Source organism: Enterococcus sp. AMC1623 (assembly GCF_058216495.1).
The window spans coordinates 1,426,925-1,452,874 of the sequence record NZ_CM177096.1 but is presented as its reverse complement, the minus strand read 5'-3'; the positions used below and the strand labels follow the sequence as shown (position 1 = coordinate 1,452,874).

At 35.5% G+C, this 25,950-nt stretch carries 23 protein-coding genes; 21 read left to right on the top strand and 2 right to left on the bottom strand.

Annotated features, from left to right (window positions below; all coding sequences use genetic code 11):
• Positions 1-55 precede the first annotated feature (55 nt).
• The 15 genes from AC4BC7_RS07170 to AC4BC7_RS07100 all read left to right on the top strand — a co-directional run bounded on the left by AC4BC7_RS07170 (position 56) and on the right by AC4BC7_RS07100 (position 17,127).
• Positions 56-709, top strand: a complete 654-nt coding sequence (locus AC4BC7_RS07170) for a response regulator transcription factor (protein WP_207941213.1) — start codon at positions 56-58, stop codon at positions 707-709.
• Positions 696-2,297, top strand: a complete 1,602-nt coding sequence (locus tag AC4BC7_RS07165; RefSeq protein WP_207941211.1) for a HAMP domain-containing sensor histidine kinase — start codon at positions 696-698, stop codon at positions 2,295-2,297. Before AC4BC7_RS07170 ends, AC4BC7_RS07165 begins: the two co-directional genes overlap by 14 nt.
• Complete coding sequence (locus AC4BC7_RS07160; RefSeq protein WP_207941210.1) at positions 2,284-3,138, top strand: ATP-binding cassette domain-containing protein; 855 nt, start codon at positions 2,284-2,286, stop codon at positions 3,136-3,138. The genes AC4BC7_RS07165 and AC4BC7_RS07160 overlap by 14 nt, the downstream gene beginning before the upstream one ends.
• On the top strand, positions 3,135-3,887 hold the full coding sequence (locus AC4BC7_RS07155; RefSeq protein WP_207941209.1) for an ABC transporter permease: 753 nt from the start codon (positions 3,135-3,137) through the stop codon (positions 3,885-3,887). Before AC4BC7_RS07160 ends, AC4BC7_RS07155 begins: the two co-directional genes overlap by 4 nt.
• Before the next feature lie 121 nt (positions 3,888-4,008).
• Positions 4,009-5,088 carry an ABC transporter substrate-binding protein gene (locus AC4BC7_RS07150; RefSeq protein WP_490504246.1) on the top strand — a complete coding sequence of 360 codons (1,080 nt, stop codon included), beginning with the start codon at positions 4,009-4,011 and terminating at the stop codon, positions 5,086-5,088.
• A gap of 1 nt (position 5,089) precedes the next feature.
• The gene (locus AC4BC7_RS07145; protein ID WP_490504245.1) at positions 5,090-6,670 is read left to right on the top strand and encodes an amidohydrolase; all 1,581 of its coding nucleotides are present in this window, start codon (positions 5,090-5,092) and stop codon (positions 6,668-6,670) included.
• An 89-nt stretch (positions 6,671-6,759) separates the two neighbouring features.
• Positions 6,760-7,740 (top strand): LacI family DNA-binding transcriptional regulator, encoded by a 981-nt coding sequence (locus AC4BC7_RS07140; RefSeq protein ID WP_207941206.1) that lies wholly within the window; start codon positions 6,760-6,762, stop codon positions 7,738-7,740.
• A 172-nt stretch (positions 7,741-7,912) separates the two neighbouring features.
• Positions 7,913-9,226 (top strand): ABC transporter substrate-binding protein, encoded by a 1,314-nt coding sequence (locus tag AC4BC7_RS07135; protein ID WP_490504244.1) that lies wholly within the window; start codon positions 7,913-7,915, stop codon positions 9,224-9,226.
• Between the two features lie 60 nt (positions 9,227-9,286).
• The gene (locus tag AC4BC7_RS07130) at positions 9,287-10,165 is read left to right on the top strand and encodes a carbohydrate ABC transporter permease (RefSeq protein ID WP_207941204.1); all 879 of its coding nucleotides are present in this window, start codon (positions 9,287-9,289) and stop codon (positions 10,163-10,165) included.
• 2 nt (positions 10,166-10,167) lie between these two features.
• Positions 10,168-11,016: a carbohydrate ABC transporter permease gene (locus tag AC4BC7_RS07125; protein WP_490504243.1), complete on the top strand. Its 849-nt coding sequence runs from the start codon at positions 10,168-10,170 to the stop codon at positions 11,014-11,016.
• 15 nt (positions 11,017-11,031) lie between these two features.
• Entirely contained in the window at positions 11,032-12,510 is a 1,479-nt protein-coding gene (locus AC4BC7_RS07120; protein ID WP_490504242.1) for a glycoside hydrolase family 32 protein, read from the top strand.
• A 135-nt stretch (positions 12,511-12,645) separates the two neighbouring features.
• Positions 12,646-13,230, top strand: a complete 585-nt coding sequence (locus tag AC4BC7_RS07115; protein ID WP_490504241.1) for an MptD family putative ECF transporter S component — start codon at positions 12,646-12,648, stop codon at positions 13,228-13,230.
• 3 nt (positions 13,231-13,233) lie between these two features.
• Positions 13,234-13,938 carry an energy-coupling factor transporter transmembrane component T gene (locus AC4BC7_RS07110; RefSeq protein ID WP_207941197.1) on the top strand — a complete coding sequence of 235 codons (705 nt, stop codon included), beginning with the start codon at positions 13,234-13,236 and terminating at the stop codon, positions 13,936-13,938.
• Positions 13,920-15,338 carry an ABC transporter ATP-binding protein gene (locus tag AC4BC7_RS07105; RefSeq protein ID WP_490504240.1) on the top strand — a complete coding sequence of 473 codons (1,419 nt, stop codon included), beginning with the start codon at positions 13,920-13,922 and terminating at the stop codon, positions 15,336-15,338. The genes AC4BC7_RS07110 and AC4BC7_RS07105 overlap by 19 nt, the downstream gene beginning before the upstream one ends.
• A gap of 232 nt (positions 15,339-15,570) precedes the next feature.
• Entirely contained in the window at positions 15,571-17,127 is a 1,557-nt protein-coding gene (locus AC4BC7_RS07100; RefSeq protein ID WP_490504238.1) for a bifunctional metallophosphatase/5'-nucleotidase, read from the top strand.
• A 7-nt stretch (positions 17,128-17,134) separates the two neighbouring features.
• On the opposite strand, the gene AC4BC7_RS07095 is transcribed toward AC4BC7_RS07100, so the two are convergent.
• The gene (locus AC4BC7_RS07095; protein ID WP_490504237.1) at positions 17,135-18,238 is read right to left on the bottom strand and encodes an NAD(P)/FAD-dependent oxidoreductase; all 1,104 of its coding nucleotides are present in this window, start codon (positions 18,236-18,238) and stop codon (positions 17,135-17,137) included.
• 91 nt (positions 18,239-18,329) lie between these two features.
• On the opposite strand from AC4BC7_RS07095, the gene AC4BC7_RS07090 reads away from it, so the two are divergent.
• The 5 genes from AC4BC7_RS07090 to AC4BC7_RS07070 all read left to right on the top strand — a co-directional run bounded on the left by AC4BC7_RS07090 (position 18,330) and on the right by AC4BC7_RS07070 (position 24,409).
• Positions 18,330-19,664: a hypothetical protein gene (locus AC4BC7_RS07090; protein ID WP_490504236.1), complete on the top strand. Its 1,335-nt coding sequence runs from the start codon at positions 18,330-18,332 to the stop codon at positions 19,662-19,664.
• Between the two features lie 70 nt (positions 19,665-19,734).
• A complete protein-coding gene (locus AC4BC7_RS07085) occupies positions 19,735-20,379 on the top strand; it encodes a GntR family transcriptional regulator (RefSeq protein ID WP_207941190.1) in 645 nt (214 codons plus the stop codon).
• A 132-nt stretch (positions 20,380-20,511) separates the two neighbouring features.
• On the top strand, positions 20,512-21,732 hold the full coding sequence (locus AC4BC7_RS07080; RefSeq protein ID WP_207941189.1) for a quaternary amine ABC transporter ATP-binding protein: 1,221 nt from the start codon (positions 20,512-20,514) through the stop codon (positions 21,730-21,732).
• Positions 21,725-23,446: an ABC transporter permease/substrate binding protein gene (locus tag AC4BC7_RS07075; protein WP_207941188.1), complete on the top strand. Its 1,722-nt coding sequence runs from the start codon at positions 21,725-21,727 to the stop codon at positions 23,444-23,446. The genes AC4BC7_RS07080 and AC4BC7_RS07075 overlap by 8 nt, the downstream gene beginning before the upstream one ends.
• A gap of 78 nt (positions 23,447-23,524) precedes the next feature.
• Positions 23,525-24,409, top strand: a complete 885-nt coding sequence (locus tag AC4BC7_RS07070) for a glycine betaine ABC transporter substrate-binding protein (protein WP_490504235.1) — start codon at positions 23,525-23,527, stop codon at positions 24,407-24,409.
• A gap of 25 nt (positions 24,410-24,434) precedes the next feature.
• On the opposite strand, the gene rnhC is transcribed toward AC4BC7_RS07070, so the two are convergent.
• Positions 24,435-25,334 carry a ribonuclease HIII gene (gene rnhC, locus AC4BC7_RS07065; RefSeq protein WP_490504234.1) on the bottom strand — a complete coding sequence of 300 codons (900 nt, stop codon included), beginning with the start codon at positions 25,332-25,334 and terminating at the stop codon, positions 24,435-24,437.
• A gap of 163 nt (positions 25,335-25,497) precedes the next feature.
• Between rnhC and zapA the strand changes: the two genes are divergently transcribed.
• The gene (zapA, locus tag AC4BC7_RS07060; protein ID WP_490504233.1) at positions 25,498-25,938 is read left to right on the top strand and encodes a cell division protein ZapA; all 441 of its coding nucleotides are present in this window, start codon (positions 25,498-25,500) and stop codon (positions 25,936-25,938) included.
• The last annotated feature ends 12 nt before the right edge of the window (positions 25,939-25,950 follow it).

The window sequence follows — 25,950 nt, the reverse complement described above, 5'->3', positions numbered from 1 at the left end:
CATTCATATGAAATTCATATCCATAGTGTTTACTAAAGATAGAGGAGGCAACGGAATGGCTCATATTTTATATTTAGAAGACGATCGTGTCATTCGCGAAGTTGTATGTGAATATTTGTTGTTGCAAGATTATGAAGTCGATTTAGCTGTTGATGGGCAGGAAGCTCTAGTGACATTAACACAAAAAAAGTATGATGTAGCGATTCTAGATATTATGGTTCCTTTTGTATCAGGTTTAGAAGTATTGGAAGTTATTACTCAAACACAACCGCAATGTGCAACCATCATGTTGACGGCTTTAGGGGATGAAAGCAATCAGCTTGAAGCATTTAATCGTCTGGCTGATGACTATATCATCAAACCATTTTCACCACTTGTTTTATTGAAAAGAATTGAAGCCGTTTTACGTAGAACCAGGAATAAACCGGAATTAACGAATGGTTTGGAAGTGCGTCAAGAAAATTTTCAAGTGTATTACAATCAGCAATCGTTGCAACTTACAGTCACGGAGTTTTTAATTTTTGAAGCGATGTACCAACATCCAAAGAGAGTGTATACAAGAAATCATTTGCTAGAAATTATTGCACCAGATGATTTTATGGTGAATGATCGTGTGATTGATGCGCATATTAAAAATTTGCGCAAAAAATTGCCTGTTGAAGTGATTCGAACTGTAATTGGAATGGGGTATTGTTATGAAGAAAATTAGCTTAACAATTACTCAAAAGACAATGATTTATACGGCATTTACAACATTATTATTAGGGAGCTTGATTATTGGTTATTTTCTATGGATGTTACCAGGACTCTATGCTCGTTACAAAACAGATCGGTATTTGCAAACAACCGAAGAAGTGCAACGTCGTTTTATCGAAGGAAAGCTGTTTTCCGATGACTATCAATTATCAGAAAATTTTTTGCTGATGAGTCTAAAGTTGCCTCATACCGGTGAAACCATTCAATTATCTACAACAAATGCGACCATGGATGTTGTGTTGAAAGCTCCAGAAATAAAAGAACTTTATCATAAATTACGCACATCGTTTCAGGTGAAGGATCCTGAAAAAGAATTTACACTTAGTTGGAATGAACAAGATTTTGAACCTGTTGAAAAGCTAATCAAAAACCTATCTACCCCGATTCAACAAGAACTTATTGAAATAAACAATGTCCAAACCTATCCTTTTGAAATGCTGGAAGATTCAGAAAATCAAGAAGTGTATACTACCGCAGATGATATTTTAATTTTTGCGGGGACTGTCGAACAAAATGCTAATAGCTATGCAAGTTATGTCGCTTTTAAAGAAGTTAATCAGGATATTTACGTGACGTTTGCTTCGGCGATGACGCCTAAATTAAATGAACTCTTTCCCATTGTTTTACAAAGTACGCCAATGATTGTTGCTGTTTTGTTGGTGATGTCTTTGCTGATTGCGCGATGGTTTAGCCGAAAATTAGCTTATCCTATCGAATTACTCGCTCAGCAAGCCAGAATTCGTGACAAAGAGCAAGCGCCTGTATTTCATCAGCCCAATAAAGGGGATGAATTAGAAGTCTTAGAAAAAGCGTTGAATCAAATGCATCTGGAATTACAAAAGCAGTTAAAAGAAGTACATCGTCAAAATCAAGAATTGGCAGCGATTAATCACAAGCAACAGTTGTTACTTACTAATGCCTCTCATCAATTAAAAACACCTATTGCGTCATCGTTATTACTAGTTGAAAGCATGATTCATCGTGTAGGAAAATATCAAGCAACCGCAACTTATTTGCCTGAAGTAAAAAAAGAAATTCAAAAAATGCAACAAATTGTCCAACAATTAATGTTTTTATTTGAAGAACATTCAAGAGAAGCAACTAAAGTGATTGCTGTTGATGGTATATTACAAGGGATTTGGCAAATGTATCAAGAAAAAGCCCAACAACGAGAGCTAACGATTGAGTGGGAACTGATGCCGGTTTTTATTGAAACAGAAGAAGCATTATTTGTATCAGTGCTTGATAATTTGATTCAAAATGCGGTGAAATACACGCCACGTAATCAGCGAATTAAGATTCGCTTGACATCACAAGAATTGACGATTATTAGCGAAACTGCCAAAATTTCCGAGCAACTTATTCAGCATATTCACGAACCCTTTATTCGAGATACGAAAGAAGAGGAAGCAGGAACTGGTTTAGGATTATATTTAGTTGATAAATTTGTGCATTTACTGGAAATGACGTGGACGATTAAAAATACAGTTGATGGCGTACAGGTTACTTTAAACTGGAGGGATGAAAATGATAACCATTGAACGATTAAAAGTGGCTTACGGTAAAACCGTTGCATTAGATATTGAACGTTCAATTGAAATTCAAGCAACTGATCGTGTCGGGATTATTGGTTCAAACGGCGCTGGAAAAACGACACTTATTAAAGCTTGTTTAGGATTGATTAAATATGAGGGGAAAATTCTTTCAGAAGTGCGCCCTGAAGACATGGCTGTGCATATGCAGTTTAATCATTATGTAGATACGGTTAGTTGTAAGGTAATTTTAGAAGCGATTTTAAATACATCATATAAACAAAATACGAAACTACAAGAACTTGTTACATTTTTTGCTTTTGAAGAGAATTTAAAAAAGAAATTTAAAGATTTATCTGGTGGACAAAAGCAGCGATTTACCTTAATTTTAGTTCTAATGCAAGATGCACCTATCACCTTTTTTGATGAAGTAACGACAGGTCTGGATTTTGAAACACGTCGCGCTTTAATCCAAAAAATCTTACAATGGTATGAACATAAAAATGCTGCTATTTTATTTGTAACGCACTATTACCAAGAGCTGGAACAATTAACCAATAAATTAATTATCTTACATGAAGGAAAAGTGGTTGCTTACGATTCTCATCGAGCGCTCTTTCAAAAATATTGTGGGCATGCAGTGATTACCTTTGATGAGAATGAAACGATTGCGTTAACGCAGTATCGACAATTAATTGCACCAGAAAATACGGTAGCCATTGCTTGTGACAATCAAGAAGAAGAATGGCAATTAGCCCAGCATTTAATCCAAAAAGGCATCAACTTCAAACGTAGTAATCAAGACATAGAATTATTGACTCTAAATGCGATTGGAGGGAAAATGCGATGAAAAGATATGTAAAATATGAATTGTTAAATTCACTGGGCAACTTTTTCTCTATTTTATTTGGGATCATCTTTCCGATTGTGATGACGTTACTGTTTTATTCGATTTTTAATAAACAAATCCCTGAAAGTCAGCTGCCTCAATTTAGTACACAATTATTTGTGACCAACTTGTTGATTTCGCCATTAGCAGTTATTTACATTGGTTTTGCAGCGCTGTTTTCTCAAGAAATTGAAAAAGAAGTGACTGTAAGAATGGCGTTATTTGGTTACTCAGAGAAAAAACAAATGCAAGCAAAATTTTTAGCACAAGCCATAATGTCGAGTATCTCAGTAGCCATTTATATTGCTGTAGTGACACCGTTTCTTAGCGTTCCTTTGCCAACCATTTTTGGGTTAATGGTTTTTGTTAGTGGTGTGTGCTTGTTGAGCTTTAGTTTGTTTTTAGCAGCGTACGGAATTTCTTTATTAATGAAAAAATTCAGTACAACATTTGGGATTGTGATGTCTACGTATTTTTTAATTATGATTTTATCAGGCATGATGGGGATTCAAACCAATCAATTACCAAAACCTATTCAAAGCGTTGCTAAATTGTTGCCAACCACTCATATGATTCAAGATATGCCTAAATTATGGGAGAAAACTACTTATAATTTAATGCCAATGATTCAATCGATGTTATTTTTATTGGCCCTCTCCATTTTATTATATCTCGCAGGTATTCAATCAAAAAAACGCCGAATCAATTAATTAAAACCTTTAGCAGTCGTGAGCTGTTAAAGGTTTTTAATTTTTCCAATTGTATTTTTCCATAATATCAGCTATTCTACTCAAGAAAAACTATTTTTTGTAGAAAGAAGGAATTGATGAGTTGAAACGATTGGTAGTATTTTTTGGTGGCATCCTACTCGTTTTGAGTATTTTATTTGTTAGTAAAACTTGGTTGGCAAAAGAAACGGCGACGGTAAGCGAAGCGAGTGAAAATACAGTCATTATCTTTAACTGGGGGGAATACATTGATCCCGAGTTACTAGAAGCATTTGAAAAAGAATCTGGTTATCATGTCATTTACAATACATTTGATTCAAATGAAGCGATGGAAACGAAAATCAAACAAGGTGGAACGCGTTATGATGTCGTATTTCCAAGTGAATCGATTATTCCTAAGATGATTGAAGGGGATTTGTTAGTACCGATTGATCACAGTAAAATTAAAGGGATAGAAAATTTATCGAGCTTTTTAATGAATCAAAATTTTGATGAAAATAACCAATACTCATTGCCTTATTTTTGGGGAACGATTGGAATTATGGTGAATACAGATGAGATTGAAGCCGAGGCTATTCAGAAATGGGCAGATTTATGGGAGCCAACGTATCAAAATGATATTTTAATGGTAGATGGTGCTCGTGAATCAATAGGAATTGCATTACAAGCACAAGGATTATCTCTAAATGAATTAGAAAAAGATAAAATTGAACATGGTGTAAAAAAATTAGAAGCCTTGCGACCAAATGTTAAGGCGGTTTTGACTGATGAAATCAAAACATTAATGATTAACAATGATGCACCCATCGGCATTGGTTATTCAGGGGATGCAGCGTTTGTAATGTCAGAAAATCCTGCTGTAGAATATATTGTTCCAGAAGATGGCGGAGCGATTTGGACGGATAATTTCGCTATTCCTAAAACTGTCAGCAATTTAGAAGGTGCGTATGCTTTTATTAATTTTATGCTGCGTCCAGAAAATGCCAAACAGAATGCGGAATATGTTGGTTATGCAACACCAAATGAAAAAGCCAAAGCGTTATTACCAAACGAATTAACTGATAATGCTGCTTTTTATCCGCAACTAGAGGCAATGGAACAAATGGAACATTATGAATATTTAGGAAGAGATGCAGTCGAAATTTACAATGATCTTTTCTTAGAATGGAAGTTGGGGTTATAAGATGACAATTCTACGTTCAAATTACATTTTTGATACGATTACTAAAACGACTTTTGCAGGTTTTATTCAAATAGAAAAAGGCTTAATTAAAAAAATAGGGCCATTAGCAGACATTCCTCAAGGTGAGGTTATTGATTATTCTGAACAAATGATTATTCCAAGTTTTATTGATTGTCATGTTCATTTTTATTTGTCCGCGTTAATTCATGCGGGGCATTTAATTCAATTATCAGGAATATCCGAACAAGAATTTGCGCAACAAGTACCGGCGCTCCCAACAACTCATGGCTGGAAACTGGGTATTGGTTGGTTTAGTAGTGATTTTGGGCAAAACGTCTATCCAACCAAAAATTCAATTGATACAGTTTGTTCTGATGTTCCTGTTATGCTTATTTCTGGCGATGCCCATAGTATTTGGTTGAATACGAAAGCAATGGAAGTTTTACAAATTACCAAAGAAAAAATTCCTCAAGGGATTAGTGGGGAAGCGATTTTTGAAGAAAATGAATTAACAGGTTGCTTTTTGGAAGCAGTAGCGATTAATTATCTTGCTGAAGTATTAGAAATATTTAAAGAAAAAATAGCCGATACCTATTTAGCTTATATGGATCACTTAAATCAAATGGGAATAACGACTATTGGAGATGTCGCATTAACTGGTGAAAGCTGGGATGATTTGGTGTATCCAGAATTATTTCAACAAATTGAAGAAGCAGCCACAACACGTGCCATTTTGTATCCAGCCATGCGCTCTGAAATTACGGAATTGACTGAAATTGCAGCGAAATATTGCTCACCTAAAGTGCAAATGGGTGGTGTGAAGCAATTTTTTGACGGTGTCACAAGTACGCACACTGCTTTTTTAAAAGAAGAATATGAAACACCTTATTTTGAAGGCGATGTAGGCAGTCCGTTAATTGCGACAGAACGGATGCGTCAATTGATTTTATTAGCCAATCAACAAGGATGGCCTATGCGAATTCATACGATTGGTGATGAAGCGATTCATCAAGCATTAACGTATTATCAAGAAAGCTTAGCAAAATTTCCATTGGCACAAGGCAAATACAATACGTTAGAACATTTAGAAGTGATGGATCCTACTGATTTAGCTTTAGTCAATCAAGAACAATTGGTCATCTCAGTACAACCCAGTCATTTATTGGTCGGATACGAGACATTAGAAGAAGAGGTCGGTACAAAACGGGCGGGCGAAATGTTTCCTTTTCAATCCTTCTTAACCCAAGGAGCAACGCTAGCATTTGGCACAGATACTCCAGTTGTAGTAGATGTTACACCGTTAGAGTCAATCTATTATGCAGTAGCTCGTCGGGAAAAATCAGGAGTTCCGACTGAACGTTTGATGCCAACAGAAGTCATCTCAGTAGCAGATGCTCTATATGCGCATACCCAAGGAGCTGCTAAAGCTTTGAGCCGCACGGATATTGGTACGTTAGCAATCGGAAACCATGCAGATATTTGTATTTTGTCTCAAAATTTACTTACTTGTTCAGAAGAAGAAATTTTAGAAACGGAAATACTTGCGACTATGATGGATGGAGAATGGGTGTATCAGAAGTGAGGGCTTGCGATGTTTCGCAAGCTTTTTTCTTAAAAAATAGAACCGTTTTCAATTTTCTGCTATTATAGTAGCAGAGAGGAGCGGATGATATGAAAGCAACAATGAAAGATGTAGCTGCTCTTGCAGGAGTTGGTGTAGGAACAGTTTCACGAGTTATTAATGGTGTACGTGTGAAAGATACCACAAGAGAAAAAGTTACTGCTGCAATTAAAGAATTAAATTATGAACCTGATGAATATGCACGTGGTTTAAAAACGAATAAAAGTAATACGATTGCTCTGATTCTTCCAACAATTTGGCACCCATTCTTTTCTGAATTTGCCTATTTTGTAGAAGTTGAGTTAAGTAAGCGAAATTATAAATTATTACTGTGTAATTCTGATGGAAATGCTGATAAAGAAAAAGAATATATTCAAATGGTGAAACAAAGTAAAGTAGATGGAATTATTGGAATTACCTATTCTGATATCGACAAATATGTCTCGGCTAATTTGCCTTTTGTAAGTATTGACCGTCATTTTTCTGAAGAGGTTGCTTATGTCACGGCAGATAATTTTAGCGGTGGTAAAATTGCTGCAATTGAATTAATCAAACGCGGCTGTAAAAAATTAGCTTATATTGGGGGAACGTCGCCATATCCAAATGAAACAAATAATCGAAAACAAGGATTCTATGAATTTTGTTTACAAAAAGAAATTATTCCTAGTACATTGGATATGTTTGAACCCATTACTAATTTGGAAGAACAACTTACACAATTTTTTAAGTCCCATCAAGAGATAGATGGTATTTTTGCAGTAAATGATTTTATGGGCTTAAAAGTAGTAGATGTCTTAAAAAAATTCGGGAAAGAGCCCATTAGCGACTATCAAATTATTGGTTTTGATGGAGTTAAAATGGCTGCAGATCAATCATTTGTTATTTCTACAATTGTACAACCTATTCAGGAAATGGCGTACCATTCCGTTCAAACAATATTATCTATGATTTCAAATGAAGAATTTCGTAAAAGAATTTTATTGCCAGTTATGTTTAAAGAAGGTAATACAACTAAAGTAATGAATGATTGAGAAGAAAGGAGCGAAAGTCATATGATTTTTGTTTCTTTTTTATTATTTAAAAAAAAAATCAAAAAACAATTGACAGGAAACGTTTCCAATGATATTCTCATTTTACAAACTGAAACGTTTCCAATTTTAAAATAAAACGGAAACGTTTCAAAAATCGAAAGGAGCAACACACATGAAACGAAAATTGTTAGGTTTTGCAGCGCTATCGATATTATCAGTAGGATTATTGGCAGGTTGTGGTGGAGGAAATAGTAAGAAGGAAAGTAGTGATCCAGGTGATATTAAAATTTGGGTTCAATTTTCTGATGAAACACCAGAAGGCGTTGCATGGCAAGAAATTGTAGATGGCTTTAACAAAGAAAATGAAGGCAAGTATAAAGCAGTAACAGAATATATCCCTCGCAGTGGTAGTGGCGGTGGTTATGAAGATAAAGTAAATGCTGCAATTACTACGAATGGACTGCCAGATGTCATTACTTTAGATGGTCCTAATACAGCTGCTTATGCTCACTCAGGTGTTATTGCTCCATTAGACGATTACTTAAAAGATGCTGATATGGATGATGTGTTAGATAGTATTATTCAACAGGGGACGTATGATGGAAAAATGTATGCTTTTGGTTTTTCGGAATCCAATGTAGGCGTTTACTATAATAAAGAAATGTTTAAAGAAGCAGGTATTACAGAAGAACAACTTCCAACACTTGATAACCCTTGGACATGGAGTGATTTTAGCAAAATTAGTGAAACTTTGACTAAGCATTTTGAGGGTCCAGCAATTGATATGCAAATTGCATCAAACGATGAAATGTTAACGTATGCTTATACGCCATTTATTTGGTCAAATGGTGGCGATGTGGTGAATGAAGAGGGAACAAAAGCAACTGATTATTTCAATGATAGCAAAACTGTTGAAGCTTTAGAATTTGTTCAAAGCTTGGTTAAAAATGGGTACACTACAATTAGTCCAATTGAAAAAGGTTTTGAAACAGGTAAATATCCAATGCTTTTAAGTGGTTCATGGACAATTTTTGATTTAGAAGAAAATTACAAGGATATTGATTATGGTATTTTACCTTATCCAGTTTCAGATACAACAAAAGAATTAGTCTCACCAACAGGTAGTTGGCAATTAGCAATGACAACTAAGACAGAGAAAAAAGATGCTTCAGCTGCATTTATTAAATATGCAACAAGCACAGAATCAAGTCGTATTATGAGTCTGGGTAATAGTGTTTTACCAATTCGTAACTCAACCATTGAATTAATTAAAGATGAAGTTTCTGAAGGAATGAGAACGTTAATGGAACAAAACCAACGTTCAGGTCATGCACGTCCAGTAGTTGTAGCATATCCGCAAGTTTCACGTGCTTTCCAACAAGCCATTCAAGATATAAGTTACTTCGAAGAAAATAAAGATGTTCAAAAAGTTGCGGATACACGTGCTGAAGAAATGCAACAAGCGATTGATAATTCACTAAAATAAAACAAATTGTACTCTGACAATTATTTTGTCGGAGTACTCTTTTAACAAAGGGGGAGCAATATGTTCAAGAAACCAACATTGAAAGATAATATAATCGGCTATGGTTTTTTAAGCCCGGCATTGATTTTACTAGCAATTTTTTTAGTTATTCCAGTAGGGATGGTTTTTTATTACGCTTTTACAGATTATTACTTATTAACACCCGATGCTCGACAATTTATTGGCTTAGAAAATTTTCAACGATTGATTAAAGATCCAATTTTTATTAAAAGTATCTGGAATACAGCAAAGTTTGTAGTTTGGATTATTCCCGTTCAACTAGGAGCAGCTTTAGGAATGGCATTAATTATCAACAAACAACGTAAAGGAAATATTTTCTTTAAAGTTGCTTTTTTTGCACCAGTAGTTATGTCTTTAGTTGTTATTTCGATTTTATGGTTGTATTTATTAAATCCTAACGAAGGATTAATTAATACGTTACTCACAAAAATTGGTCTTCCTTCACAACCATTCTTGACTAGTCCAAAACAAGCGATGTATACAATTGTTTTTGTATCAGCGTGGCAAGGAGCAGGTTACCAAATGCTTCTCTTTTTAGGCGGTATGCAGAATATACCCAATGATGTGTATGAAGCAGCCGAAATTGATGGCTTTTCCAAATTCCAACAATTTCGTTATATAACAATGCCTTTATTAAAACCAACAACCATTTTTGTCGTATTAACTACATTAATTTCAGCTTTTAAACTAATCATTCAGCCAATGGTTATGGCACAAGGTGGACCAATGAATTCTACAATGACGATGGTGTATTATATTTATCAAACTGGTTTTACCGATCGCATGGTAGGGTATTCTAGTTCAATTGCGTTAATCTTTACAACTATGATTGGCTTAATTACTCTCGCTCAACGTAAATTGATTAAGGAGGATAATTAAAAATGACAAGAAAAATAGGACCATTAATGATACTTGAATATATTTTATTATTTTTGTTAGCCGCACTTTTTATCTTTCCGATGTTATGGATGTTAGTTTCTTCAATGAAACCAGAAGCAGAAGTATATACAAATCTTACTTCTTTAAAAGCTTTTTTACCGAGTTTGAATCCAGCGAATTGGTTTAAAACATATCAAGAAGTACTGGAACGTTTTAGCATTACTACTTATTTAGCAAACAGTGTGTTTTATGGCTTAACGTTTGCTTTTGGTTCAATTATTGTCAATTCATTAGCAGGTTTTGCTTTTGCTAAAATTAATTTTTCAGGAAAGAAAATCATTTTTGGGATACTTCTGGCATTATTAATTATCCCAATGGAAACAGTTTTGATTCCACAATTTACGATTGTGAATACTTTAGGATTAGTAAATACACGAATGGCAGTTATTCTTCCAGCGATGGCAAGTGTATTCAATATTTATTTATTTAGAAACTTTTTCATCGCAATTCCTGAAGAAATTATTGAATCGGCACGCTTAGATGGTGCCAGTATTGTACGTATTTTCTTTAGTATTATGCTACCTATGTCGAAGCCTGCGATTGCAACAGTGGGAGTATTATCCTTTATTGGTAGTTGGAATGATTATATTTGGCCATTAATGGTACTAACCGATAGCAGCAAATTTTCGATGCAAGTAGCTATAACAACTATTAACACCACTCAACCAGTTTATATTAATCAAGTAATGGCTGTATTGACCATCTCCACGATTCCACTGATTATTATTTATATCGTGGCACAAAAGTATATTTTACAAGGTTTAGGTGGTTCAGGTACTGGTATAAAATAAAAGGACGTGAAATTATTGCATAAAATTGAAGTTGAAAAGGCAAATGAATTTATCAGAAAGAAGATTCACGAAGTAATTCCAACTTATCGTAATCACTACCATTTAATGGCACCCATTGGATGGATTAATGACCCTAATGGTTTTGTTTATTTTAAAGGGGAATATCATTTATTCTTCCAATATTATCCTTACGATAGCGTTTGGGGACCCATGCATTGGGGACATGCGAAATCTAAAGATTTAGTTCATTGGGAAAGTTTACCTGTTGCTTTGGCACCCAGTGAAGAATACGATATTAATGGTTGCTTTTCTGGTAGTGCAATCGAAAAAGATGGTAAGCTGTATCTAATATATACGGGTCATGTGGAAGAAGGAGAATATCGCAGGGAAGTTCAATGTTTAGCTGTTTCTGAAGACGGTATTCATTTTGAAAAATATGTGAATAATCCGATTATTGCAGAAGAGCATATCGATGGTATTGGTAATATTGCCGAGTTTCGAGATCCAAAAGTTTTTCAACATGAAGATATTTACTATACAATTGTCGCGTCACAAACAGAAGATAAACGTGGTCAAATGTTGTTATTTGAATCAATTGATTTATTTGAATGGCGTTTTAAATCTGTTGTGGCAGAAGGAGAAGCAGACCAGGGAGTTATGTGGGAATGTCCCGATTTATTTCATCTAGATGGAAAAGATGTGTTGATTTTTTCTCCAATCGAAATGGAGCCAGTAGATTATTCATATTTGAATACTAGTTCAACAGTAGTGTTTATTGGCGAAATGGATTGGGAAACAGGAAAATTGGCTGTTGAGAATTATCATGAGATTGATTATGGATTAGACTTTTATGCACCACAAACATGTGAAGGTCCAAATGGGGAACGTATCATGGTTGCCTGGATGCAAATGTGGCACCGAACGATTCCGACACATGACTTAAAACATTTATGGTCAGGTTCAATGACGTTACCAAGAGAATTGCATGTCAAAGATAATTGTTTGATACAGACACCACCTAAAGCAATCTACGATGAATTTGAAGAAATAATTAGTATAGAAGACCAAATGATTGCCAGTGGTCAAATTAGTTTTGCAGGTAGTGTCTTTAATCAACAATATATACAATTAATTGTGGATATTGTTGAAGGACAAAAAATTACGTTCTTATATGCTCAAGATAAAGAGTCTTTACGACTTGAATATGATACGTCAACCTCGTTATTAAGTTTTTCACGAGAAAATATGGGTTATGATATTAAAGGGATTGAAAAAAAACAATTAACCAAAAGAGAAGTACGCATTCCGTTAATGGATAATCAGCTAAAATTAGAAATTTTCAGAGACACTTCTTCAGTGGAAATCTTTACTGCAACGGGTGAAACAATGACATTCACATTTTATGAGAAAGAAAAAGGAAACCATATGCATTTGCAAACTAGTGAAGGTCCTTTAGTAATTCAAAAGTTTAAGAGTAGTAAGATTTCTAAATAAGTAAAAACTATGCCTATGCACTACAGGCATAGTTTTTTTCATTTTCACAAGCAGTAACCATAAGCACCTTTCTAAAATGTGATATAATTTTCAATCGTGGAAGTTATTTAAAAATTTTATCTAAAGGAGCTTTCTATGAAGAAACTAAAGATGCAAGAACTTATTTTTACAGGTGTATACACAGCCATCTATTTTTTTGTGGTTGCGATTGTGATGGTTGTTTTAAAATTAGCTGTACCAGTCTTTGATTCCTTATTATTACCGGCTGCGTCAGCACTTTTTTCAGGAATTATTTATTTGTTACTTTTACAAAAAGTACCCCGTTTTGGTGGCATATCTGTTATGGGAGGGGTATTTGGTCTACTCTTTTTAATTACTGGTCATTTTGCTTTGTCATTTATTCCTAGTTTTGTTTGTGCGATTTTGGCTGATTTTATTCAATATCGTTGGAATGCGGATGAAAAATTACGTACATTGGTTAGCTATACAGTATTTAGTTTTGGATTGACAGGACCATTATTGCCGATGTGGTTTATGAAAAATGCGTATGTGGATTCATTAATTCGCCGAGGAAAAGATGCTGACTATATTAATTATGTATTTACACCGATTACAACAACTGGTTTCATTGTCTGTGTCGTATCAGTAATTATTTGTTCGATTGCAGGAATATATATTGGTCGTAAGCTATTAACGAAACATTTCCAAACAAAGAGGTAAACTATGCGTACAGGACTAACATTCGATCCTCGAACAAAATTATGTGTCATTTTATTTGCGAGTTTTAGCTTGATGGTTCCGCTCTCGTTCATTTATGAGTGTTTATTTATGACGATTTTGTTCATTTTATTTTTAGTAATTGGAGAATGGAAAAAAGGTATCGGATATTATTCCGTGTTTTGGTTATTGGCAGGGTTGGACTATTGGATGTATCCGCAAGGGAATCAAGTGATTTTTGGGCTATTATCTTTTGTTTTGATTGGTAGTCGACGGTTGTTGCCAACATTGATGTCTGCCAGTTTTGCGATGAGTGGGACAAAAATTAGTGAGTGGATTGCAGCTTTGCAAAAATTGCGTATTCCTTTTGCTTTGATTGTTCCTTTAACCGTGTTGTTTCGTTTTTTTCCAACGTTATTTCAAGACTTTAAAAATATTCGCAAAGCCTTACGTTTTCGAGGAATTGCGATGAGTTATTGGGAAATGCTGTTACATCCACTTACAACGATGGAATATATCATCATTCCGATTTTAATGTCAGCTGATAATACAGCAATTGATTTATCTGCAACGGCTATGGTTCGCGGGTTAGGCAATGCTAAAAAACATACAAGTATTTATCCTCTGCGCTTTAAATGTCAGGATTATGTTTTAATCGTCGTACTGGTTTTATGTATAGGAGGAAGATTGTTATGGCCATCATTGAGTTAACTGATTTTTCCTTACAATATCAGGAACAGGAACTCTTGAAAAAGATTAATTTGAAAGTTCAAGTAGGAGAAATGCTTGTGCTTTGTGGAAAAAGCGGAAGTGGTAAGTCCTCACTCATTAAAGTATTTAGTGGATTAATTCCAGAGTTATATGAAGCAAAGATGCATGGTGTAGGAACTGTTTTTCAGCAATCGTTAGAAACGCGAGAATTCACCAATCATGTAGAAACGATTGGGATGGTTTTTCAAAATCCTAAGACTCAGTTTTTCACCCAAGACGTGTATTCAGAGTTGGCATTTCCCATGGAAAATGCAGGGATGGCACAACCAGAAATGGTGGAACGTGTAAAGTCGGTGGCAAAAGAATTTAATTTGGCCCATTTATTAGACAAAAGTATGTTTCAACTTTCTGGTGGAGAAAAACAGCTCGTTGCATTTGGTTCTGCGTGTACCTTAGTACCAAAACTTTTTTTGTTAGATGAACCGTCGAGTAACTTGGATGAAGCAATTATTGATAATTTGCGAAATTATTTAGCTTGGTTAAAAAATGAAGGTTTTACGATTGTGATTGCAGAACATCGGCTTTCTTATTTAATGGATAGCGCAGACCATTTTTTGTTTTTACCAGAAGGGATTCATTGGACTAAGGCCAAATTATTAGCTAAGGAATCTGCAGAAGTGGAGCAATTAGGATTACGTAGTTTGCAACCTATTACGATTCAATCCACAGAACATAACTTAGCAACAACGTCGATTCTTAGCGTAGAAAATCTAAGGTATCGCTATCCAAAGCAACAAAATGAACTGACAATTCCTCACTTAACCTTAGCAAATGATGAAATTATTGGTTTAGTAGGTAAAAATGGTTCAGGCAAATCAACACTTTCTCAATTGCTAACAGGATTATTAAAACCTAAACAAGGGAAAATTAGCTATCGTGGCCAAAAAGTATCGATGAGACAGTTAATTAAAGAAAGTTATATTGTCATGCAAGATGTGAATTTACAGCTTTTCTTTGAAACTGTCGAAAAAGAAATTACAGCTAAAGCCCAAAATTTAGAAGCATATGATGAAGTGGTAAGCTGTTTGTCATTAGAATCTTTATTACAAAGACACCCGCAAACCCTATCAGGTGGCGAAAAGCAACGGGTGGCGCTAGCTGCGGCCATTTTGTCAGGAAAAAAAATTCTAATTTTTGATGAACCAACTAGTGGTTTAGATTTAGAACGAATGAAAGAAGTTAGTCAGTTAATTCAATGGCTTCAGCAAAAAGAAGTGTTAATTGTAATTATCACACACGACAAAGAATTTCTACAGATGACTTGTCAGCGAATGTTGGAAATGGACCAAGGGAAAATTATAGCAGATCGCAAAATTATTCCTAAAAAGACTATACTATAGATTAACGCAAGATAAAGTATCCAAACTATAATGAAGTAGCTGTCTATCTAGATAGCTTCACATTTTGACAGTTTGGATACTTTATTAGTGAGTAGATTTATAAGGTAGTCTTTTTTTGTTTAGTAAAACACAAACATTCGTAAGAAAATGTAGAAACTCCCGACACTCTAAATTGCTATCGCAACTTTTTTGATTTACTATGAACAAGAAGATGGATTAAAGGGGAAGTAACATGGAATTAACAATTTTAGCAACAAGTGATATGCACGGCTATCTCATGCCAACCAACTATACAGAACGAGGGTTGGATTTGCCATTTGGGACAGCAAAAGTTGCCACAAAATTAAATGAAATACGACAAAATGCAGTTGGACCGGTTGTTTTAATTGAGAACGGTGATTTTATACAAGGATCGCCTTTAAGTTATTATGTTCGTAAACATCGACATCAAGGTGCACAAGCCATTACAAAAATTATTAATCATTTAAACTACGATGTCAGTGTATTAGGAAATCATGAATTTAATTATGGAATTGATTATTTACAAGAGGTAATTGCAAGCTATCACCATCCAGTCTTAGCCGCTAATATATTAAATGAAGCGGGTGAACCAGCATTTGGTCAGCCTTATGTAATCCTAGAAAAAGCATCAATCAAAATTGCTATCTTAGGAATGGTAACACAATACATTCCTCATTGGGAACAACCACAAATTGTTGAGAATTTAACCTTTGCAAGCGTGATCGATACAGCCAAAAAATATATTCCACAATTACGCAAAGAAGCAGATGTTGTGATTGTTGCGTATCATGGCGGTTTTGAAAAAAATCTGGAAACCGGTGAACCAACAGAACAGTTGACAGGAGAAAATGAAGGCTACGATTTGTTGCAGGAAGTTGCGGGAATTGATGCATTAGTGACCGGCCATCAGCATCGAAAAATAGCCACAAAAATCAACGGTATTCCCGTTATTCAGCCAGGTTTTCAAGGCGCTTTTTTAGGAGAAATTACGTTAAAATTAGATGAAACAAAGACTATTGTGGACAGTAAAGCAAAACTCTATGCAATGGCAAATGAAAAAATAGATGAAGTGATTGCCGATGAATTGGCGGAATTAAACGAAGAAGTCGAAACTTGGTTGGATCAGCCAATGGGACATGTCAAAGGTGATATGCGGATTTGCGATGCCAATCAAGCACGAATTGTGGAGCATCCTTATATTGAATTTATCAATAAAGTACAGATGGATGCCAGCGGAGTAGATATTTCTGGTACAGCATTATTTAATAATGAAGGACGGGGCTTTAATGAAGTAATTACGATGCGTGATATTATTACGAATTATGTTTACCCTAATACACTTGCTGTCTTAGACGTAACAGGCGCAGAGTTAAAAGCAGCCTTAGAACAAAGTGCAGACCATTTTATTTTTAACCATGAGAACATTATCTTTAATCCTAAATATATTGTTCCTAAACCGCAATATTACAATTATGATATGTACGAAGGAATCGACTATGCCATTGATTTGCAACAACCTGTTGGTCAACGAATTGTAACGCTTAACTATCACGAAAAACCAATCCATGCGACGGATCGATTGGAAATTGTATTGAATCAATACCGGGCTGTGGGTGGCGGAAATTATGCAATGTATGGGGCTGAAAAAATTGTTCGTGAAATTAAAATAGATATGGCTGAACTGATTGGGGAATATCTGCGTAAACATCCAATTATTGAAGCGACAGCCAATCATAATTTTAAATTTATTAGTAAAAAACCATGCTGAAGAGGATTTAGCATGGTTTTTTGATGTAGGTGGTTAATGGTTTTTGATACTGTTCTGTTTGCCAAGTGGTTGTATTGAAATAATTCGCCAGTAGATAGCCGATATAAGGTCCTGTAGTTAGTCCCGAAGAACCTAAACCACTCGCTACTACTAGATTATTTTCTAATGGTCCAAAAAACGGAGCGAAATCTGACGTATAGGCACGAGTTCCCACCAAATAGTGTGGTGTTTGGTTCAAGAATAAAGTAGGGTCTGTTAAAAATTTTTGGGTGCCTGAAACTAATTGTTCAAAAGCTGCTTGGGTTGGGGTCAAATCCCAACCACCCTCATTTTCATGAGTCGCGCCTAATAAAATTTTCCCGTTCATAAAAGGAATTAAGTCAGCCTCGCCATCTAACATCGCAACAGGCCAATGGTGACTTTCTTTATAAGGGGTATCAAATGCTAAGAGTTGTCCTTTTTGAGGACGAATATCCACGTCATAATCCAGATTTTTTAAGAGTGGTTGGACAAATGGTCCCGCCGTGAGCGCAACGGCATCAACTTCAAGATTATGAGTAAGGCTAGTAATTTTCCATGACTCATTTAGTGGGTGAATGGTTGCTTTCTCCCGAATAATTGTCACCCCGTTTGCTTCGGCTTGTTTGGTTGCGTGACTAAGATAGGCACGACCGTCTAAACGTCCACCACCTGAAACGTAAAGTGCAGGAGCGGGTGTTAATAAAGGCAGTTGTTGCTGTGTTTGTTCAGCTGTTAGCAGTTGAATCTCACCAATTTCTGGTGCTTCCTGTTTTCTTTCTTCGGCTAGTTCAGCTAGAGAGAGTAAACTATGTTGTTCACGTAATAATAACGTGCCACAAGTGGAATAGATTGTTTCATCTAAAGTTAAATCTTGAATTAATTTTGGGAAAAATGCTGCACCATCTTTGGCAAGCTGGTACCATTTTTTATTTCGTCTTTTGGATAACCAAGGAGAAATAATGCCCGCACTAGCACCGGTTGCTTGACCGATGCCTTCATCAAATAAAGTGACATCAAATTTGGTTGAATCTAAGTAATTAGCTAGAGTTAATCCAATAATTCCTCCGCCAATAATTGCAATTTTTTTCATGAGTGGCTCCTTTCTTCACTAGTTTTAACACAAAAGCGGTATAATATAAAGTGCTTTGTCAATTAGAAGAAATCGGAAAGGAGTAATGAAAATGACCGATTATTTAGATTTTTTTGCAGATTGGTATCCTGAATTTTTGGGAAATCAATTTTATCCAGTTCGAGCTGCTAAAACATTTACCATGAAAGAGCGTGAAGCATTGCTACACACGCTAACTAAAGAGCAGAGACATTTATTAGAACATCATCGAAAATACCGTATTCGCTCGTTGTTTTTAAAAAATAGTTATATGCAATCAACACAATGGCGTTTTTCGGAATTAAAAATTAATCCTTTTTATCCAGATACGTTTCCTGATGGAACAAAACTAACTTGTAAATGTGGAAGACCTTTAAAATTTCAATTTATTTTGCATTCTACAAAAAAAGCCCAAACAATGGCGTTAGGAATCAATCATTTTGCCGATCATTTGCATATTCCGATTGAAGTTGCCCGAGAAATTCAAAAAGGCGTCAATGAGATTGATATTGCCTTAGACGAACTATTATGGCTAAAAAAGCATCAAGTTCAATTTCCCGAACAAGTTTGGCAACGTTATTGTTATGCAGTTTTTCGTAATAATCAACTGGCAAAACCGATTCAAATGAATCAAAAACTACCGCAACGTGTCTTAGATTTCAGAAAAGCCAAGATGCCCATTTACATTGCTGACTACGAAGCCTTAGAAGCAGAAATACGTCGTGTGAATCAGCAAGCCAAAGGTGATTCCGCCCAGTTTTTAGCAAAAAAAGAGCTGTTTGAAAACTTCTATCAGGATTTTTTAGTTGATTTGCAAACGACGAATATCTATTTGGACAAATTATTTTTAACAAAGAAAAGTCAGTTGTTGTTACCAAACGATACCACTCAATCTAAACTACCACGTGAGTATTACTCAGAACTGTTGCATCAATTACAGCAAATAAACAGAGACGATCCTGAAACTTCTTTTTTAATTTTGCAACAGTTTAATGAACGAACCAACTTATTAATAGAAGAAATCATGCGAGTAGTGGTCAGTGTATATTTAAAATATGGCTTCGAACAATCATTCTTTTTAGGAATTCCTAGAATGCTGCGCAATGGGTTATTGCGAGCGATTCGTTTAGAAAAAGAGGAATATGAACAGTTTTTTACCGAAAAAATGACAGAGCTTCCCGATGTTTTTTTTGAGACGTTAACAATGTTGTTAAAAAGTCCTGAAGTTCATAAACAATCGGAAATAGTAACTAGTTATATTCATAGTATTTTAGGTGAAAATCCAGCCTACGTAACGGGTGAACAGTTATTAGATGGTGCACAGCAGCATTTTTTAGGCACATCATTCACTGAAGCATTTGCGTTGATTGACCCACGATTGCAGAAGCGACTGAAAGATTTTTTCTAGAGGAAACTTGTTTTCAGAATTAGAGATATGATACTATGCAGTTAAAATATGAGAACAAGAAGGTAGAAAAATGGAAAAAAGTATGAAACCTAAAAACAGAGTGTCACTTCCACGCTACCAGCAGATTGCCGTTGAAATTGCCGAACGGGTAGTGGAAGGGCGTTATCAAGTCGGAGAGAAAATTCATGCACGGTCAACTTTAGCCAGTAATTTCAATGTTTCCCCAGAGACTGCACGTAAGGCGATTAATGTTTTAGTAGATTTAGAAATTATGGAAGTTCGTCATGGCAGTGGTGCATATGTTTCGTCAAAAGAAAATGCTCAAAAATTTGTGGAAAAATACCGCAATGTTCAATCGGTCAAAGAAATTCAGCAAGAAATTGCAGATAGTGTGGATCGACAACGACAAGAAATCGCTAATTTTTCTGAATTAATAGACGTATTGGTGAATCAAACGAAACAAGTTCATGACATCTCACCTTTTATTCCATACGAATTAAAAATAACAGAAAAAGCCTTACATTTGGAAAAAAGCATTGTGGAATTAAATATTTGGCAGGTAACAGGCGCAACGGTTGTCGCCATTCAAACAGAAACAGAATTGTTATTGTCGCCTGGACCTTATGCAAAATTGAGTATTGGGAACATTGTTTATTTTGTTGGAAATGAGTTGAGTTTTCAACGAATGCAGAACTTTTTTTATCCAAATGAATAACGAAAACACACAATTCTAAAAAGAGTTGTGTGTTTTTTTTGACAAAGTGACCACACGATGTTACGATAGTATGGTCACTTAGGTGAGGTTTTCAGAAAAAATCATGAAATAAATGAAAAGGAGTGTTTTTGTTTGAGTAAAGTTCGTGTTGAACATCTAACAAAAGTCTTTGGGAAAAAGAGCCAACAAGCATTAGCTATGGTTAAAGAAAATAAAAGTAAAAATGAAATCGTCGAAAAAACGGGGGCAACAGTCGGGGTTTATGACGCAAGTTTTGAAGTGAACGAAGGAGAAATTTTCGTTATCATGGGATTATCTGGTAGTGGTAAATCTACATTAATCCGTTTATTGAATCGCTTAATTGAACCTTCGTCTGGAAATATCTACATTGATGGAGAAGATGTTTCAAAAATGACCAAAGAACAATTGCGTGAAGTACGTCGTCATAAAATTAACATGGTATTCCAAAACTTCGGACTATTTCCGCAACGAACGATTCTAGAAAATACTGAATATGGATTAGAAGTACGTGGCGTGGCAAAAGAAGAACGTCGCCAACGTGCCGAGCAAGCTCTAGATAATTCTGGCTTGCTATCATTTAAAGATCAATATCCAAACCAATTATCTGGTGGGATGCAACAGCGTGTAGGTTTAGCTCGCGCATTAGCTAACGATCCGGAAATTTTATTGATGGATGAGGCTTTTTCTGCACTTGATCCATTAATTCGTCGTGAAATGCAAGATGAATTATTAGAGTTACAACAAAGAGTACAAAAAACGATTATCTTTATTACACATGACTTGAATGAAGCGTTGCGTATTGGTGACCGTATTGCTTTGATGAAAGACGGTCAAATTATGCAAATTGGTACAGGAGAAGAAATTTTAACAAATCCTGCAAATGACTTTGTTCGTGAATTCGTTGAGGATGTAGATCGTTCGAAAGTATTAACTGCAGAAAACATCATGGTACCAGCTTTAACAACGAATATTGAAATTGACGGACCAAATGTTGCACTACAACGTATGCGTAAAGAAGAAGTAAGTATGTTGTTAGCAGTTGACCGTAAACGTCAATTGAAAGGTAGCTTGACAGCAGAATCTGCACGTGAAGCACGTAAAAATGAATTATCACTAAAAGAAGTCATTGATAAAAATGTGCAAAAAGTACACAAAGATACTTTGGTATCAGAAATCTTTAATTTAATTTATGATTCACCAACACCACTAGCAGTAGTGGATGATAATGATCGTTTGATGGGCGTTGTGATTCGAGGAACTGTCATTGGCGCATTAACTGACATTGAATCAAAAGATGAAACCACACACGAAGGAGTAACTACGAATGCTTAATTTTTTACAACAACCGATTCCTGTATCAGATTGGGTAACCAATGCAACTGATTGGCTAACCAATACATTCGCAGGATTATTCTCAGTTTTACAAACGATTGGACAATTTGTCATGGAAGGCATGACGAATGGTTTATTATTAGTACCACCGCTACTAATGTTATTAATTGTTACTGCAGTCGCTTATTTTATCTCAGGAAAAAAATGGGGATTAACTGCATTTACCTTTATTGGTTTATTATTTATTTATAACCAAGGTTTATGGACAGCCTTAATGAATACTGTCACATTGGTTATTATTTCAAGTTTAGTATCAATTATCATAGGTGTTCCATTAGGTATTTTAATGGCGAAAAGTGAAAAAGCTCAAAGTATTATTACACCAGTTCTTGACTTTATGCAAACAATGCCGGGATTTGTTTATTTAATTCCAGCGGTTGCTTTCTTCGGAATTGGGATGGTGCCAGGAGTATTTGCTTCTGTTATTTTCGCATTACCACCAACTGTTCGTATGACTAACTTAGGGATTCGTCAAGTACCAACTGAATTAGTTGAAGCTTCTGATTCATTTGGTGGAACAGGAAAACAAAAATTATTTAAATTAGAATTACCATTAGCTAAAAGCACAATTTTTGCCGGTATTAACCAAACAATCATGCTAGCTTTATCAATGGTTGTTATTGCATCAATGATTGGTGCACCTGGTTTAGGTCAAGGGGTCTTATCGGCTGTTCAACGTTCACAAGTAGGTAGCGGTTTTGTTAACGGTTTGGCATTAGTTGTTTTAGCGATTATTATGGATCGATTTACACAAAATATGAATCGTCCAAAAAGCAATAAAGAACCAAAAACTGCTAAACAAAAGAAAGTCATTACAGGCGCAATTATTGCGGCAATCGTCGTTTTAGTTGGCGGAACAGTCATTAGTTCAATGCTAGGTGATAAAAAAGAAACAGTAAATCTAGCTTATGTTGAATGGGACACAGAAGTTGCTTCAACGACGGTCGTTTCCGAAGTATTGAGAGACATGGGTTATGAAGTGAACATGACACCTTTAGACAATGCAATTATGTGGGAAGCTGTAGCAAATGGTGAAGCAGACGGTATGGTAGCTGCTTGGTTGCCAGGTACACATGGTACGCAATATGAAAAGTTTAAAGATAAAGTTGAAAACTTAGGGCCAAATTTAGAAGGTGGCGCACGTTTAGGTATCGTCGTTCCTTCATATATGGATGTTGATTCGATTGAAGATTTATCTGATCAAGCCAACAAAACCATTGTAGGAATTGAACCTGGTGCAGGAGTTGTTTCTGCTGCTGAAAAAACAGTGGAAGAATATCCAAATTTATCTGATTGGAATCTAATGACTTCTTCTGGTGGTGCGATGACGACAGAACTAGCTAATGCAGTGAAGAATGAAAAAGAAATCGTCATTACTGGTTGGTCTCCACATTGGATGTTTTCTCGTTATGACTTGAAGTATCTGGAAGATCCAAAAGGGACGATGGGTGGCGAAGAAAGTATTCATACAATGGTTCGTCAAGGTCTGAAAGATGATATGCCAGAAGTTTATAATGTTTTGGATAATTTCTCTTGGGAATTAGAAGATATTGAAGGTATGATGCTAGAAATCGAAAATGGTACTGATCCAGTTCAAGCAGCAAGAGACTGGATGGATGCACATGAAGAAATCGTAAATAGCTGGAAACAATAACAATTAAAAAGCTTGTAAGATAACGTAATGTTTTCCTACAAGCTTTTTATTTATAAAAGAAAGGATTGTTACACGTTTATGAAAATGAAAATAGGAAGTATGTTGGTTTTAGCCGGAACAGTATTATTAGCTGGTTGCGGGGCAGAACAAGCAACGAATACAGAAAATATCGAAGAGTTTGTTGATTATACAATTACTGGTGTGGAACCTGGCGCAGGAATAACTGAAGCTGCGCATAATACGCTAGATGCTTATGAAAATTTACAAGGTTGGACCTTACAAGAAAGTTCAACAGCTGGGATGTTAGCTTCACTACAACAAGCCATTCGGAATGAAGAGCCAATTATTATTACTGGTTGGACGCCACATTGGATTTTTGAAGAATATGATTTAAAAATGTTAGAGGATCCACAAGAGACGATGGGTGGCGCGGAGGAAATCCGAACCATTGCTCGCAAAGGATTAAAAGAAGAACAACCCGAAGCCTATCAAATTATTGATAATTTTAATTGGACACTAGAAGATATGCAAGAAGTTGTAAATAATGGGGTAGATCGACCATTTCCAGAAGTAGTAGAAGAGTGGATTACAGCCAATACTGATAAGGTTTCTGAATGGACAAAGGGTACAAAAAAAGTAGAGGGTGAAACACTTGAGTTGGTGTCAACACCTTGGGATACCGAGCGTGCGTCTTCTGAATTAATCAAACAAGTATTAGAAGGTCAAGGCTATACTGTAAAAATGACTGATGTAGAACCAGCTATTATGTTCCAAGCAGTTGCGTCTGGACAAGCCGATTTTAGTGTGGCACCATGGTTGCCATTAACGCACCAGTCATTTTATGAAAAATACAGTGATGACATTGATGATTTAGGTGCAAACTTAGTGGGTGCACAAAACGGTTTTGTTGTGCCAAGCTACATGGAGATTGACTCAATCGAAGACTTACAAGCCAAACCATAAAAAAATAAGGCATCCATGCGGTGCCTTATTTTTCTGCAATTTTCTGTGCTTTTTGTGTGTTCGCAAAATGTAATTTTGCATAGTCTGATAAAAGTGATAAGCCACCTTTTTTTAAAAGTTTTGCAGCTACTTGATCGGATTTATTACCAGCACCGGATGGAAGCGTGTAACCCACTTCTTTTGATGCACGCTCTAATTCTTCTAGGAAATGTGCGCGACACAAAATAGAGGCAGCAGCAACTGCTAAGTGGTACTGTTCTCCTTTAGTAATGAAGTATAAATTTTCTGTTACTTGTGTTTTTTCCATTTGTAGATACTTACGATAGTTTTTTTCGCTTGTAAACTGATCAATTAAAATTCCCTCAGGTTTCGTGGGTGCAATTTTTTGAAGCAATAATTGAATCGCTTGATTATGCAAAGCAACTTTCATTCGTACAGCATTGTATTGTGGCTGGATTTGATTATATTTTTCAGGCGTAACAGTCAATAATTGAAAAGGGACAGCTTCTTTAATTTGCGGAGCTAATTGTCGAATTTGGGGGTCAGTTAACATTTTGGAATCTTTGACACCTAATTTTTTTAAGGTTGGCAAGATTGCTGTTTCTGCATACACAGCACAAACAATTAATGGACCAAAGTAACTACCATTGCCCACCTCGTCACTACCAATAATACTTTTTTGTGAGAAATTTTTTGGTAATTCATTGCTACTTGGAATAGTAGTTGTTTGCCAACGATTTGCTTCTGCTTCGGCATTATTTCCTTGAAACATCACTTTTCCTGAGATATAGGCAGTAATAGTTGTGCCGTCTTTTTTGGCAACGAAATGGGTATGTGGCACTTGCTTATTTAAGAGATACGCTTGATAATACTCACGGACATTGGATAATTCATTTTTGGCTAATTTGATGACACTTGTACTCATAAGTTCAGTCCTTCCTATTTTTTGATTTTAACACACAAAAAAATTATTTTGAACATGGAAAAAAATTCTTGTTTCTTTTATAATTTTAAGAAGTGTGTAAAGAAAAAAATAATATAAAGTGCTATAATAGAAAAGACTTGCAAGAATGAGGGAGCTGAAACATGTGGCGACGCAAAAGAAACGTTATAAAGCTATTATCGATAATCAAAGCTACACAATTATCGGTCCAGAAAGTTCACAGCATATGGATCGAGTCACACAACTTGTCAATGCGCAACTGAATGAAATAAAAGCTATTTCAACACATATCGATACAGAGCAAGCAGCAATATTGTTGGCAATCAATGCAATTTCTGATCAATTGAAAAAACAAGAACAACTTCTTTTGCTTAAAAAGAAAAATGAAGAACTCCAACAAAAGGCAATCCGCGTTGTCGAATTGGAAAATCGGATTCAACGAATTGAAGCAATCGAAGTCGAAGCCAAAGAAGTTCTTGAACGAACAGGACAGTCAGATAAAAAAATTCGGAATCACGTTGAAGCTCAACAAATTTTGAATGAAGAACGCAAACGAACGATACAGCAAAAAGCCTCACAGGGGTAGCAGAAAGGATAC